Origin of the sequence: Synechococcus sp. R50.1 (assembly GCF_047462115.1) — a bacterium.
Classification (GTDB): Bacteria; Cyanobacteriota; Cyanobacteriia; order Thermostichales; family Thermostichaceae; genus Thermostichus.
In genome coordinates this window covers 34,872-48,197 of record NZ_JANSIN010000006.1, presented here as the reverse complement: position 1 = coordinate 48,197, position 13,326 = coordinate 34,872, and the positions used below count along the sequence as shown (strand labels likewise).

Here is a 13,326-nt window from a genome sequence, read left to right as displayed (position 1 = left end):
GCAGCGGCGTGATTGTTATCGACGACATCTCCAAGCGGTTTGGCGGCATTAGCGCGGTGGATCACTGTTCCTTCCGCATCGAAACCGGTCGGATTACGGGCTTGATCGGCCCGAATGGGGCAGGGAAGACCACGCTCTTTAACATCATCGCCGGGTTTATTCGGCCCAGCGGCGGGCGCATCTGGCTAGATGGGGAAGACATCACCGGCCTGCCCCCTCACCATCTGTTCCGTCGAGGGCTGGTGCGCACCTTTCAGATCCCGCGGGAGTTTGGCCGCATGACCGTCTTGGAGAACTTGATGGTGGTTCCCCCCAACCAGATAGGGGAAAACCTGTTCGCCACTTGGTTCGGTTGGCGGCGGGTGCAACGACAAGAACGCAACCTGCAAGCTCGGGCCGAAGAGGTTCTGGAACGGCTGAACCTGATCCATCTGCGGGATCAACTGGCCATCACCCTTTCCGGCGGGCAAAAAAAACTCCTGGAACTGGGACGTACCTTGATGACCGATGCGCGGGTGATCCTGCTGGATGAACCGGGGGCCGGCGTCAACCGCACCCTGCTGGCGGATTTGATGCGCTTTATCGAGTATCTCAACCGCGAGCGGGGCTGCACCTTTTGCATCATCGAGCATGACCTGGATCTGGTGACCCGTCTCTGCGACCATGTGGTGGTCATGGCTGCCGGCAAGGTTCTCACCCAGGGATCCATGGAGGAGATCAAACAAAACCCAGCCGTGCGGGAGGCCTATTTGGGATCTGTGGCACTGGCCGACTCCCTAAACCCACCCCAACCCTCCCCTCTGCCTTCGGAGGGATCCCTCTCATGACCCCTTTGCTGGACATCCAAGATCTCTACAGCGGCTACCGGGGGGTGGACATCCTCAAAGGGATCCACCTGAAGGTGAACCCCGGGCAAATGGTGGTGATCATCGGCCCCAATGGAGCCGGCAAATCGACAGTGCTGAAATCCTTATTTGGCTTGGCCACCATCCGCTCAGGCCGAGTGCTGTTTCAGGGATCCGACATCACCCACTTGCCTGCCGAGCAACTGGTGCAGCGGGGAATCGGCTTTGTGCCCCAGACCAACAATGTCTTTCCTTCCCTCACCGTGCAAGAGAACCTGGAGATGGGGGCCTTCATCCGACGCGACAACCCTGCTGCCCAACTGGAGCGGGTTTATGAGCTGTTTCCACCCCTGAAAGAGAAACGACGCCAAGCGGCGGGATCCCTATCGGGTGGACAACGGCAGATGCTGGCCATAGGGCGAGCGTTGATGGTGGAGCCGCAGTTGTTGTTGCTGGATGAGCCGACCGCCGGCCTGTCACCGCTGTACATAGAACAGACCTTCGCCCTCCTGCAAGAGATCAACCGTCTTGGCATCAGCATCCTCATGGTGGAGCAAAATGCCAAGCAGGCCCTGAAGATGGCGGACTGGGGCTATGTCTTGTCCACGGGAGAAAACCGCTTTGAGGATACCGGCCCCAACCTGCTGAGCAATCCTGAGGTGCTGGAGCTGTTCTTGGGTGGTTGAGGCCCTCACCCCCCTCCCCTTTCCCAGAAGGAGAGTCAAGCGGGACTGGCCATTTGCTGCTTGCGCAGTTGAGCTGCTTGGTTGAGAAGAGCCTCCACAAACGTCATCGCTTCTTGGGCAGAGTGACCGGCAGTGAGTTGGGCCAGTTCTTCGCGGCGTTCCCGTTCTCCCAAAAGCTCCACCCGCACAGAAGTTCGTTTTTGGTGCACCACCTTGTGAACCCGCAGGTGGTGATCCGCCAAGGCAGCGATCAGGGGTTGGTGGGTGACGCAGAGGATCTGGTGATCTCGGGCGATGCTGTGCAGCTTGGTGGCGATGGCTTGCGCCACTTTGCCCGACACGCCGGTATCGATCTCGTCGAAAACCATGGTGGCCACCGGATCGATGCGGCTGAATACGGCTTTCAAGGCCAGCAGAAAACGGCTCATCTCGCCGCCGGAGGCGATGCTGGCCAAGGGCTGAAGAGGCTCACCCGGGTTGGGGCTAATCCAAAAACTCACCTGATCCACCCCCTCTGCTGTCGGGGGGCCGGGTTGGATCTGCACCCGGAATTGCACTGCGCTCATCCCCAGCGGGCTGAGCTCTTCTATGAGGGCCTTTTCCAGTTGACAGGCCGCTTGTTGCCGCAGTTGAGAGAGCACCTGGCAATGGCGCTCCAGGTCTTGGGCAGCTTTGTCCAGCCGCACCTGCAATTCCTCTAGGTCGGTGTTGTCTCCTCGCAGTTGGGCCAACTCCGTCTGCACCCGCTCCGCATGGGCCATCACCTCGGCCAAGGTCGGGCCGTATTTGCGGCAGGCTTGTCTGAGTTGCGCCAAGCGCCGTTCAATTTTGTTCAACCGACCGGGATCCGCCTCCAGCGTCTCGCCGTAGCGAACCAGCTCCCGCCCCACCTCCTCCACCTGAATGAGAGCGCTGCTGACCATTTCCGCCAGAGGGGCTAGGTCGGGATCCCGCTGGGTCATGGTCTGGAGCAACCGTTCTACCTGGCCCAACAGATCGGCGATGGCCGGTGAGCCGCTGTCGTTTTGATAGAGCAATTGGTGAGCTTCGTAGCTTTGCTGTTGCAGTTCCACGCGGTGGGCCAGGCGCTCCCGTTCCCGCTCCAGCTTGGCCATTTCGTCGGGATCCTCCAGGCGCAGGGCGGCCAGCTCTTGCGCTTGAAACTCCAGCAGGTCTAGCCGTTGCAGGCGCAGTTGTTGGCTTTGCCGGCGGGATTCCACCTCTGTTTTCAGTTGGTTCCAGGTTTGGTAAAGGGCAGCCACCTCCGCCCGTGTTCGCAACAACTCTTCGCCGCCAAAGTCGTCCAGCCAACGGCGCTGGGTTTGGGGAGATTGGATTTGAACGGTTTGCCCCTGGGCAGTGATCTCTACCAATTTGGCCCGCAGGTTGAGCATCTGGGCTTTGTTCACCAGCACCCCATTCACCCGCAGGCGGCTGGTGAGCTTGCCGTTGCGCAACACCAGCTCGCGACTACAAACCAGGCCCTCCTCTAGGGGTTCGATTTGTTCTTGTTCTAACCAGGCTTGCAGCTCGGGATTGAGATGGAAAATTGCCTCCACCAGACCTCGTTCGCTGCCGGCGCGCAAAGCCAGGACTCCGTCCCGCTGACGCAATCGGGCTGTACCTCCTAGAGCTGCATCCAGAGCATCGAGGATGATGGATTTGCCGGCCCCGGTTTCTCCGGTGAGCACGTTTAGCCCCGCTCGAAAGGGGATCTCCAATTGCTCGATCAGGGCAAAGTTCTCGATCCGCAGCAGGCGCAACATAGGGATCCCGTGGGCTCAGCGTGCCGTTGGCAGTTTTCAGGATAGGGCTTGCAGGGGTCGCTCTGTCCCACGTTAGCGTACTCACCATCCCTCGGCGGACGGGTACAGCGGCCAGCGGGGAGTCTGTTATTGCAGGGGTGGGGAGCACCACCTGTTCTGGTTTGGGGATCCCCTCGGGGAAATTGGCAGCCCGGCTCAGCCGGCCAGGGGGTAGCGCTCCATCAGGTAGCAGAGGCAGTCTTGGCGGATGATGCGGCTATTGAGGGTGAGCATGCCCGGCATGATGGGCACGCTGGTGCGAATTTCTCCATTGCAGGCATAGAAAAAGCGATCCGCCACATTTTGGCCCTGCTCGTCTTGCACCTCCAGGTGGAAGCCGTTGTTCGTCCAGCCAATGGGGGTGTGGGGGGGAAGCTCCCGAAAATTGAGGAGATCCAAATCCGGCGGGAAGCGGATGTGGGAGGGGGATCCCTCTTGGTCGCCATTCTCTTCCCCAAAGCTGAAGCTCACCTGATCCGGGACTTTGACAATGGCGACGCTGTGGAAGAGGTCGATATCTTGGCTGAGGACAGGGCGCTGCGGGATCGCCGACAGGTGAAGGCAGGCTTCCAGAAATTCGTAGGCATGCTGGGTGCCGTGGGGCTGATCCGGCTTGCCGCATTCCAGGGTCACCGCCGGGCAGAAGCGCCCGAAGGCCATGCTCTGCACCCCTTCTGGCTTGGTGAAATAGAGGACGGTGCGCCCAAACAAGGTGGCCAGGTGCAGGGTAGGGGCATCCAGGTGATTGACACAGGCGTAGTGGGGGTTGGTGCCCGTGTTGTTGTGGATATCGACGCTGGCAAAAACGCCCCGCTGCTGCATTTGCTGCAGGACGGCCTGGGCCATGGCATGTTCGGGGGTGGAGCCGGAGCCCCAAATGCGGTTGTAGTCGGGTTGGCCGTCCAGCCGCCGTTGTCCTTGACGGGCTGCCTGAACATTGCCGATGAAGAGGGAAAGGGAGCGGGGCAATTCCCGTTCGCGGCAGCGGTGCAGAGGACTGTAGCGGCGGAGAAGCTGTCGCACCGCCTGCCAGCCGGTGGTTTCGTTGCCGTGCAGCAGGACGGACACAAACAGGGCGGGATCCCGTCGTCCCGGCAGATGGATGAGGGTTGGCCCACCCAATCGGTCGTAAAGCTGATGGGCCTCTAGATCCAGCAGTTGATCCGGTAGATGATCGAGAACGGTGAGCATACTGTTTGGGCTAAGAGGCTCGACTCAAACTTCTGGCTTCTGGCCTCTCTCCCTGGGGTAGGAGGGAGCAGAAGTCCAACGAAGTCCTTGGTCGCGAATGAACCGTTTCGCTGCGGTAGCTCGGGTCGCAACAAGGCCATCTGAGAGAGAGTTTGCCCACTCGAGATGCGGGCCAGGGATCCGTCCTGCCGCCGCGGTGGCCCACCGCTGGTACAACCGGCTGTGGAGAGAGCCCTAGCTGAGATCCCAGGTGTGTACCGGTTGGCCTTGCCGCTGCCGTTCCCAGTAGGCACAGGTTAATTGTTGCATATCTTTACCATGCCGGGCGACATAGCGGCGCTGCCAGGTGGCCCCATTCTGCCCCGACTCGACGCGGGCGCGGAGAATGCCCAGATACACTTGGATATCCTGTTGGGCCAAGTTCAGTTGGGCCAGCCCTCCCTCGGCCAGGGGGAGCAGCTCTTGCAAAAGCAATTGGCGCAGGGATCCCTGCCAACCCTTGAGCCAAGTGATGGGGGCCTCCAGACCCCAGCGGGCCGCCGTGTAGAAATTGGCGCGGCACTGGGCAAAGCTCAGCTCCTGCTCGGGGGGGACGGGCTGGGATCCCAAGGCTTGCACCAGACCAAAGTAGAAGGCCGCATTGGCGATCATATCGGGTAGGGTTGGGCCTGCCGCCGCCACCCGCTGTTCGATGCGCAGATGGGGAACCGGATCCAAGCCGATGAGGGGGCGGTTCCAGCGCCAGATGGTGCCGTTGTGGAGGCGCAGATGGGCCAGCTCCCAGGGAGAGGCGGCCAACGTTTGCGGCAGCACCACCGGGTAGCGATGCACATTTTCCCAAAACAGCTCCATCAGGGATCCCTGTACATAGCCTTGCCCGAAGGTGACGCGGGGGCAGTGGGTGGGGGAGGGCGGGGGTGGCCCATCCAAAGCTTGCTCAAACAAAGGGATGCGGGTTTCTGCCCACAGATCGTGCCCGAACAGGTAGGGGGAATTGGCCGCCAGCGCCACCAAAGGGGCCGAGGCGATGAGAGAAGCGTTGAAGTAGCGGGCTGCCTGGTGGGGGGCCACCTGCAGATGGATTTGGAAAGAGGTGGTTGCCGCTTCCAGCATGATGTCGGGGTGAGCCACCCGCAACAGGGTGGCAGGCCCTTCGATCTCCAGCCCCAGAGACGGGATCCCTGGGGATTGCTCGCGCCGGTGCAAGTTCAGGATTTGCTCATTGAGGGCCAGGTAACGCTTGCGGGGGGAGATCATCTCCAAGGTCAGTTGCTTTTGCTGCACCGTGGGCAAAATCCCGATCATCATCAACCCCGCCTGCAAGTGTTCGGCCACCCGGCAACAGCGATCCCACGTTTGGCCCAGCTCTTGCTGAAACTGCCGCAGAGCCGAGCCGACCAAAACTTGGGGCCGGCTGTTGATCTCCACGTTGAACTGGGCCAGTTCCGGCACCACCAGCGGATCGTTCACCGCTTCCAGGTAGGCTGAGTTTATCGGGGCCGGATCTCCCTGAGGGGTCACCAGCCATGCCTCCAGCTCAAACCCGCCCACCGGGGATCCCTGGGCAAAGGGCTGACAAGCCGGATCCAGCCCCGGCGCACCGGCCAACCAGCGCTCCAGCAAATCCGTCTCTTGCCGGAGTTGAGCGGCGAACTTGGCAAAGTCTTCGGCGCCAAAGCTGAGGCAGGCAATCTCCTGGCCCATCGAGAGAACTCCGCAGAGGGCATGACACCACTGTACTGTCCTTCTCAGGGTCTTCAGCTCTCCAGGAGAAAAATATGGGCAGGCATCGTCCAGGGATCCAACTTGATGTAGTTGGTGGATCCCTGCCAGGAATACTGCTGGCCGTCCAACAGATCGGTCAGCTTAAAGGTTTGCCAATGCTCCAAATCCAGAGCCCCCAAGTTGAGGGTGACCCAGCCGGACTGAATGTGGAAAGGATCCAAATTCACTGCCACCAAAATGCGGTTATCGCCACTGAAGGTGCGCTTGGAATAGCAAATCAGGGCCTCGTTGTCGGTGGGATGAAACACCAAGCTCCAGTCGCTCTGCAGGGCCGGGTTTTGTCGCCGGATCCGGTTCACCTGCTGGATCAAAGGCCGCAAGTTATCCGGGGCATCCAGATCCCAGTGGCGGATTTGATATTTTTCCGAGTCCAGATATTCTTCGCTGCCGGGACGGAGCGGGCGGTTTTCGCAGAGTTCAAAAGCCGGGCCATAGATGCCGTAGCTGGCCCCGAGGGTAGCCGCGAGGATCAAACGCAGCATAAAAGCCGGGCGACCCCCCTTTTGCAAAAACTCGTTCAAAATATCGGGCGTATTGGGCCACAGGTTGGGGCGATAGTACTCCCGCATTGAGCTTTGGGTGAGCTCGGTGAAATACTCGGTCAGGCCCCACTTGTCGTTGCGCCAAGTGAAATAGGTGTAGGACTGGGTAAAGCCCAGCTTGGCCAGCGATTTCATCAGTTTTGGGCGAGTGAACGCTTCGGACAGAAAGATCGTCTCCGGGTGCTTGGCTTTGATCTGACCAATACACCACTCCCAAAAGCCGAATGCCTTGGTGTGGGGGTTATCCACCCGGAAGATCTTGACCCCCTGGTCAATCCAGTATTCGATCACACCTTTCAATTCTTCCCAAAGGGCTTGCCAGTTTTCTGTTTCAAAGTTGAGGGGATAGATATCCTGATACTTTTTGGGCGGGTTCTCCGCATATTGAATGCTGCCATCGGGCCGCTTTTTAAACCATTCCGGGTGCTCTTTTACATAGGGGTGATCCGGAGAGCATTGAAAGGCAATATCCAGGGCGATGTCGATGTGGAACCGTTTGGCTTCCGCCACCAGATGATGAAAGTCGGCCAGGGATCCCAATTGGGGGTGAATGGCTTTGTGCCCGCCTTCCAGCCCGCCGATGGCCCAGGGAGAACCCACGTCCTCTGGCTCGGCGGTCATGGCATTGTTTTTGCCCTTGCGAAAGGTGCGCCCAATGGGATGGATGGGGGGCAGGTAAAGCACATCAAAGCCCATTTCCGCAATCAGCGGCAGCCGCGCGACCACATCTCGGAAGGTGCCGTGGGTGTGTTCGTTGGGGCCACAGGAGCGGGGAAACAGCTCGTACCAGGCACTGAAGCGGGCTTTGACCGGATCCACCCAAACCCGCCGCTCTGGGTAGGTGCTGACAAAAGGGCGCTCGCCGTAAACCTGCATCAGGGATCCCAACGTGGGGGATAGGGCTGCTTCTATGGCGGGATCCCCCCCTTGGCGGAGTGTTTGGGCGTAGTTGCGCAGCTTTGCCTGCAGAGAGTGCTCCGCGCCGCCACCGCGATCGCCGCTTTGCTGTTGGGCGGCCCGCTCGATCAGCTCGGCCCCGATCAGCAGCTCCACAGAAACATCCTGCTCGGCCTCCACCCGCTTGTACAGATCCTGCTGCCAGGTTTTGAAGGGATCCACCCAGGCCAAAATCCGGTAAGAAGCTTGGCCGATCTGAGTGACCTGAAATTGGGCCCGCCAGCGGTCGTTGCCGATGGGATCCATGAAGATCTCCTGCCAACCCTCTGCACCGGCCTCGCGAAAACAGAGCACCGCCGAGAGCTGATCGTGGCCGTCGGCGAAGATGTCCGCTTCCACCACCACATACTCTCCCACCGTCCGCTTGATGGCGTAGCGCCCGCCGTCGATTTCCGGTGTCACCGCCTCGATGATGACGCGCTGCCGACCCTCTACTGGCCACATAGGATCCACCCTCTGTTTGTCTCCTGCCTGTTCGCAGACTGGCTACTCTCCACCCTCTGGTCAGGAAGGCTTGTCCGCCCCCCACGATACCCAGTTATTCAGGACTCCGTCCCGCCGGCGCGACTAGCCAGCCGTTACCGATACATCTTCAATGCGCAGAGCAGGAAAAGCCGTGCTGCCGTTGAAAACGGTCACCTCTTGTGAGATGGCGGAGATATTACGCAAACAATCGTAGAGATTGCCGGCAATGGTGGTCTCCAGGATGGGGCGTTTCTCGCCGCCTTTGACCAAGAAGCCCCCTTTCACCACCCCAGAAAAGTCACCGGTAATGGGGTTGCTGCTGCCGGAGAGGCGGGTGACGATAACTCCCCGATCCATCGCGTAGAGCTCGGACAGGGGGGTTGTCCCTGGGGCCACCCTCAGGCAAGCCGGCCCTACTCCCGGCAGGCTGCCTGCTCCCCCTGTGGCATGGCCGTTGGAGGAAACGCCAGCAGCGCGGGACTCGTAGCTGTTGTACATGAAGTTGCAGAGGATCCCTTCGTGAACCAAGGGGGTGATTTGGCGAGGGATCCCTTCGCGGTCGAAGGGCTCAATGGGGTAGCCGGGCAGGCCCAGGCCTTCAGAAACCACGGTGAGCAACGGGCTGGCGATCCGGGATCCCATTTTTTGCGCCAGAGGGCTTTTGCCTTTGCGCACCGCATCTGCCCCCAGCACAAAGAGGAGATCCCCTAGAAACTCCTCCACCACATCTGGCGGCAGGACAATGGGGCCGCGGAAGCTCTCCCCCTCGCCAGCCCCCAGCGCGCCCACGCATTTCTGGACAAAGCGATCAAAAGCCCGCTCCAGCGCCGGCACCAGATCGGCCCGCTTCTGCACACTGTCGCCGTCGTAGGCAAAGCTGCCCACCTCGTCCCCATCAATGGCCATGCCAAAGAGGGATCCCCCCGCTTCCACGCTGTGATGGTTGGCGCGGATGCCGGTGGAAGAGGCGATAGCCAGGGTCTCTTCCTCAACGCTGAGGGAGCCGCTGTCGATGGTGATGCGAGGGTCTTTGGAGCGCACCCACTCCAGCAATTGGGATCCCAACTGGGTCAGGGTGGCGGCATCCAGTTCCAGCAGCCCCGGATCAAGGGCAAAGGGCACCTGGGGCAAAGGTTGGGGCTCCGGCAGCCCGTTGAGGGGATCCGCCGGCGAAGCCTTGGCCATGGCTACAGCCTCAGCCGCCGTCTCGGCCAGCTCTTCCGGGCGGTTGGAGGTGGCAAAGCCCAGCCTGCCGCCACAGAAAACCCGAATGCCGAACAGGGTCTCGCTGCTGCTGCGGGCCAGGTTGAGGTCATTTTTCTCAAAAGTGACTTCCGTTTCCCGGCCTGAGTTGGCAAACACTTCTGCCTGGTCGGCTCCAGCAGCCAATGCCTTGTGTACACCCTGTTCACAAAGATCCAGCAGGTTTTCCGGGGAAATGATGGAGCTGGGCATAAAAGTGAGATGGCAAGAGGACAGTCCTATTATCGGCTATGGCTCAGGGATGCCTTTCCCAGCCCCCTGCGGCCCATGGGATCCCAGCACCAACCCCTTCGTCCAACAACGTCACTCTGGTGCGCACCTTCCGGCCCGCTCCCCCTGGGCAACAATCAGCAGAGAGCTACCCACAGGGATTCCACCCTGCAGCAGCAAACAAAGGGTCTGAGATCAAAAGGGATCCCTCGTGGCGCTTTGACCCCACTTGCCGCTTGTCCTTAGCGGCCTGCCGGGTGCAGGAACCCTAGAATGGAAGTTAAGCCTACTTGCCGTGAGTGCCCATGAGCCTTTTGCCCACTTCCACTGCCCCGCTCGCCGTTGCCCCGACAACAGCCGAGGACACCGTCCCGCCGAGGCGACTGGATTTTGAAGTGGTGATTGCCGGAGCTGGGATGGTGGGATCCACCTTAGCAGCCGCTTTGGGCCAGGCCGGAATCCGTGTTGGGCTGATCGAGGGGCGGGATCTCTCGCAGGGGGTGGGGGCGGATGGCCGAGCCAGCGCTTTGGCTCTGGGGACAGCCCGCATTCTGCAGCGAATTGGGGTGTGGCCCCTCATGGAAGCCTGGGGAGTCTCTCCCATCCACCGCATTCAGGTCTCTGATGGGGAAGGCCCCTGGGTGGCTCAGCTGCGCCGTGAGATGCTCCAAGCGCCGGCCCTGGGCTACGTCGTGGAAAATCAAATCACCCAAAAGGCTCTGTTGCAGCGCATTCGCGAGTGCCCTTCGGTAACCCTTTTCAGCCCCGCCCAGGTGCAAAGTTTCTCCCCTGCAGCAGATCACCTGCGGGTAGAGCTGCTGGCTCAGGAGGGATCCCGGCAAACCCTGCGGGCTGCTCTGCTGGTGATTGCAGATGGGGCCCGTTCGCGGCTGCGGGAACAGGCTGGGATCCCGTTATCCCGCTGGGGCTATGGGCAGGTGTGCATCGTTTCCACCCTCACCCATGAGCATCCTCACCGGCAGGTGGCCTACGAGCGCTTTCAGGCCAGCGGCCCCTTCGCCATTTTGCCCACCCCCGATCCCCATCGCAGTTGTGTCGTCTGGACAGTTCGCCAAGCGGATCGAGATTGGCTGATGGGCTTATCTGAGGCTGAGTTTCTGCAGGCCATCCGGCCTTGGTTTGGATCCCAGTTGGGAGCGTTGCTGGCGGCCTCTCCCAGAGCCTGTTATGAGCCACAGCGGGCCCATGCCCAAACCTACATCGGATCCCGGCTGGCTTTGGTGGGGGATGCTGCCCATACCACCCATCCGCTGGGGGGGCAGGGAGCGAATCTGGGCATGCGGGATGTGGCGGCCTTGGCTGCCCTGTTGATCGAAGCCAAAATGGCGGGCCGGGATCCCGGCGATCCGGCTTTGCTACAAGCCTACGAGCGCTGTCGCCGCCCAGAAAACGCGCTGGTTCTTTTTGCAACCGATGCTGCCAATCGCCTCTTTTCCAACCGAAGCTGGCCGTTGCTGGTCTTGCGTCGCCTGGGCCTGTGGGGACTGGAGGTTTTGCCGCTGCTCAAGCCTGCCTTGATGCGCCAAGCGATGGGGATCCGCCCTCAACAACCCCAACTCCAACAGCTCCCTTTCCCTACACCCCTGGAACCCTTGCCCACACCTGTCTGAATCCGGCCAACCTGTCACAGCCGGGCTGGGATCCTCACTAAGAGAAAGTCACTATGTCCTCGGCAGGACAAGCGATCCACATGGGATCAAGGCTGCTCCAGAGGTAAGTCTGAAAACAGCAATGGGGCAATATTGGCCGCCTGGTTGATGGGGATCTCGTCGTTGACGGCATACTGATAAAACTGATCCAAGCGCCGACACAAACCTTCTGGGGTCAAAGCCTGCACATTGGAGCTGATGATATAGCTTTGGGAAGGAGAGGCGCGAAACGCTTGAAAGGCTTTGCGACAAAAGTCCTGCTTGGCCTCCGGGTCTGCTTGTCGCCACTCTGGCCCCGTAAGTTTGCCGGACAAAGTGGGGCCGGTTGCCGCTCCCAAGGGCAGGCCTGTTCCCAAGATTAGGCCAGCCAGGATCAGAAACAGAAGGCCCCCCTTCAAGACTGCCTGCCAGAAAGAGAACTGAAGCCGTTGCCGGTGCTGCTCCATGGTTGGATAGGCTGGAGTGGAAAGGGATCCCCTCGATCATACCGATCACACATACCGATCACAGGCGGATCTGAGGGAAACTCAGGATCTCGGCTGGCTTTGCCGCTCCCCTCGATCCCCGCTGCCGTCCTCAGGGATGGCCGGAAAGCTGGGTCCCTTTCATCCCTTACCCGCTCGCACCCTCCGTCCCGTGGCTCGCAACAAACCCCGTCGGAAACAGCCTTTCCCGCACCTCCTCGGCTCCAAATGGACTTCCGTTCAGCCTGTTCTGGGTTGGCGACATTTTCAGGTCACCGCTCGCCAACAAGGGGAAGGAGGGCTGGTGTTTGCCGAGCTCAGAGCCGTCTGCGATCCCCAGGTGCGCCTCTGGGTCAACGCGGCCACCCTGAAGAACCGGGATCTTTGGCAGCCGGGCTGGACGCCTCTCGAAGACGGGATCCCCTGTGGGCGGCAGGATCCCCTTCTGGACAGGGCTGGGGGATAGTTTCTCTCAAGCTGGGGCTCAGGGATCGATTAGGATCATCTCTCTAGTGTGGTGTTTTAATTCGGAAGCTTGAGGAGAAGAAAGCGGGATGGCCAGATGTGACGTTTGCGGAAAAGATCTTATCCTAGCTACAGCGATTATCAGTGGGCCAAGCGCTGCGCCAATCCCTACGGGAAGTCTCACCTCATCTGCTTCGACTGCTACAGTGGTTCGTCTTGTCCCATCTGCTATTCCCCTCTGGAGCCGGCAGAATAGAAAGAGGCGTTCTCAAAAGCTGCTTGTCGGTTACTCGACTCCCATCCCCCTAGCTCCTCGGAGGGGGCGATGGTCGACAAGGGTCTCGATGGTTTTCCCAAGGGAGCCGGAAAAGTGCGGATTGGTCAGGGCTACGACATTCACCGCCTGGTGGCAGAGCGCCCCTTGATCCTGGGCGGGATCCGGATCCCTTACGAAAAGGGGCTATTGGGCCATAGCGACGCCGATGTCCTCACCCACGCCATCATGGATGCTCTCCTGGGGGCTGCCGCTCTGCGGGATATTGGCTACTACTTCCCCCCTGAAGAAGAGCGTTGGAAAGGGGCAGATAGCATCCTTTTACTACAGCAAGTGGTGCAGCTGGTGGGCCAAGAGGGCTGGTGCGTTGCCAATGTAGACAGTGTGGTGGTGGCGGAGCAGCCCAAGCTCAAACCTCACATCCCCGCCATGCAGGCCCGCCTGGCAGAGGCGATGCAGATCTCCCCCAAGCAAGTGGGGGTCAAGGCTACTACTAACGAAAAACTGGGCCCCATAGGTCAGGGAGAGGCCATTGCTGCCTTCGCAGTAGCCCTGTTGCTGGAACAGAGAGGACAAGCTTCCTCTGACCTTCCCATCAGAATCTGAAAAGAACCTGGTCACCCCACTGCCTGAGCTGCCAAACTGGCAAGCAATCGCTCCCTCAAAAACGCAGAATCTGCCCAAGTCGCAGTCAAACCACCCAT

11 protein-coding genes are annotated in these 13,326 nt (G+C 60.3%); 5 read left to right on the top strand and 6 right to left on the bottom strand.

All coding sequences use genetic code 11. From position 1 onward, the window contains the following. Window positions 1–8 precede the first annotated feature (8 nt). Both NW870_RS03010 and NW870_RS03005 read left to right on the top strand, forming a co-directional pair. Window positions 9–827: an ABC transporter ATP-binding protein gene (locus tag NW870_RS03010; RefSeq protein WP_414373834.1), complete on the top strand. Its 819-nt coding sequence runs from the start codon at window positions 9–11 to the stop codon at window positions 825–827. Continuing rightward, window positions 824–1,531, top strand: a complete 708-nt coding sequence (locus NW870_RS03005) for an ABC transporter ATP-binding protein (RefSeq protein ID WP_414373833.1) — start codon at window positions 824–826, stop codon at window positions 1,529–1,531. The genes NW870_RS03010 and NW870_RS03005 overlap by 4 nt, the downstream gene beginning before the upstream one ends. A gap of 35 nt (window positions 1,532–1,566) precedes the next feature. Here the strand turns inward: NW870_RS03005 and recN are convergent, their stop codons facing one another. The 5 genes from recN to NW870_RS02980 all read right to left on the bottom strand — a co-directional run bounded on the left by recN (window position 1,567) and on the right by NW870_RS02980 (window position 9,731). Next, window positions 1,567–3,297 (bottom strand): DNA repair protein RecN, encoded by a 1,731-nt coding sequence (gene recN, locus NW870_RS03000; RefSeq protein WP_414373832.1) that lies wholly within the window; start codon window positions 3,295–3,297, stop codon window positions 1,567–1,569. A gap of 195 nt (window positions 3,298–3,492) precedes the next feature. Then, on the bottom strand, window positions 3,493–4,527 hold the full coding sequence (locus NW870_RS02995; protein WP_414350470.1) for a M14 family metallopeptidase: 1,035 nt from the start codon (window positions 4,525–4,527) through the stop codon (window positions 3,493–3,495). Window positions 4,528–4,761: 234 nt separating this feature from the next. Next, window positions 4,762–6,231, bottom strand: coding sequence for a glutamate-cysteine ligase family protein (locus tag NW870_RS02990; protein ID WP_414373830.1), 1,470 nt, complete (start codon window positions 6,229–6,231; stop codon window positions 4,762–4,764). Between the two features lie 53 nt (window positions 6,232–6,284). Next, entirely contained in the window at window positions 6,285–8,255 is a 1,971-nt protein-coding gene (locus NW870_RS02985) for an alpha-1,4-glucan--maltose-1-phosphate maltosyltransferase (RefSeq protein WP_414357914.1), read from the bottom strand. A gap of 123 nt (window positions 8,256–8,378) precedes the next feature. Beyond that, complete coding sequence (locus tag NW870_RS02980; RefSeq protein WP_414373829.1) at window positions 8,379–9,731, bottom strand: TldD/PmbA family protein; 1,353 nt, start codon at window positions 9,729–9,731, stop codon at window positions 8,379–8,381. A 323-nt stretch (window positions 9,732–10,054) separates the two neighbouring features. Between NW870_RS02980 and NW870_RS02975 the strand changes: the two genes are divergently transcribed. Beyond that, a complete protein-coding gene (locus NW870_RS02975) occupies window positions 10,055–11,380 on the top strand; it encodes a UbiH/UbiF/VisC/COQ6 family ubiquinone biosynthesis hydroxylase (RefSeq protein WP_414373828.1) in 1,326 nt (441 codons plus the stop codon). A gap of 86 nt (window positions 11,381–11,466) precedes the next feature. Here NW870_RS02975 and NW870_RS02970 read toward each other — a convergent pair whose 3' ends face one another. After that, the gene (locus NW870_RS02970) at window positions 11,467–11,817 is read right to left on the bottom strand and encodes a hypothetical protein (RefSeq protein ID WP_414329946.1); all 351 of its coding nucleotides are present in this window, start codon (window positions 11,815–11,817) and stop codon (window positions 11,467–11,469) included. Between the two features lie 238 nt (window positions 11,818–12,055). On the opposite strand from NW870_RS02970, the gene NW870_RS02965 reads away from it, so the two are divergent. Both NW870_RS02965 and ispF read left to right on the top strand, forming a co-directional pair. After that, on the top strand, window positions 12,056–12,349 hold the full coding sequence (locus NW870_RS02965; RefSeq protein WP_414329949.1) for a TIGR02450 family Trp-rich protein: 294 nt from the start codon (window positions 12,056–12,058) through the stop codon (window positions 12,347–12,349). Between the two features lie 369 nt (window positions 12,350–12,718). Further along, a complete protein-coding gene (gene ispF, locus NW870_RS02960; RefSeq protein WP_414373875.1) occupies window positions 12,719–13,228 on the top strand; it encodes a 2-C-methyl-D-erythritol 2,4-cyclodiphosphate synthase in 510 nt (169 codons plus the stop codon). Window positions 13,229–13,326 lie beyond the last annotated feature (98 nt).

Bases quoted from the DNA above. Each gene is read 5' to 3' on its own strand.
- NW870_RS03005 (WP_414373833.1), top strand. From the start codon at position 824: ATGACCCCTTTGCTGGACATCCAAGATCTCTACAGCGGCTACCGGGGG.
- recN (WP_414373832.1), bottom strand. From the start codon at position 3,297: ATGTTGCGCCTGCTGCGGATCGAGAACTTTGCCCTGATCGAGCAATTG.
- NW870_RS02995 (WP_414350470.1), bottom strand. From the start codon at position 4,527: ATGCTCACCGTTCTCGATCATCTACCGGATCAACTGCTGGATCTAGAG.
- NW870_RS02990 (WP_414373830.1), bottom strand. From the start codon at position 6,231: ATGGGCCAGGAGATTGCCTGCCTCAGCTTTGGCGCCGAAGACTTTGCC.
- NW870_RS02985 (WP_414357914.1), bottom strand. From the start codon at position 8,255: ATGTGGCCAGTAGAGGGTCGGCAGCGCGTCATCATCGAGGCGGTGACA.
- NW870_RS02980 (WP_414373829.1), bottom strand. From the start codon at position 9,731: ATGCCCAGCTCCATCATTTCCCCGGAAAACCTGCTGGATCTTTGTGAA.
- NW870_RS02975 (WP_414373828.1), top strand. From the start codon at position 10,055: ATGAGCCTTTTGCCCACTTCCACTGCCCCGCTCGCCGTTGCCCCGACA.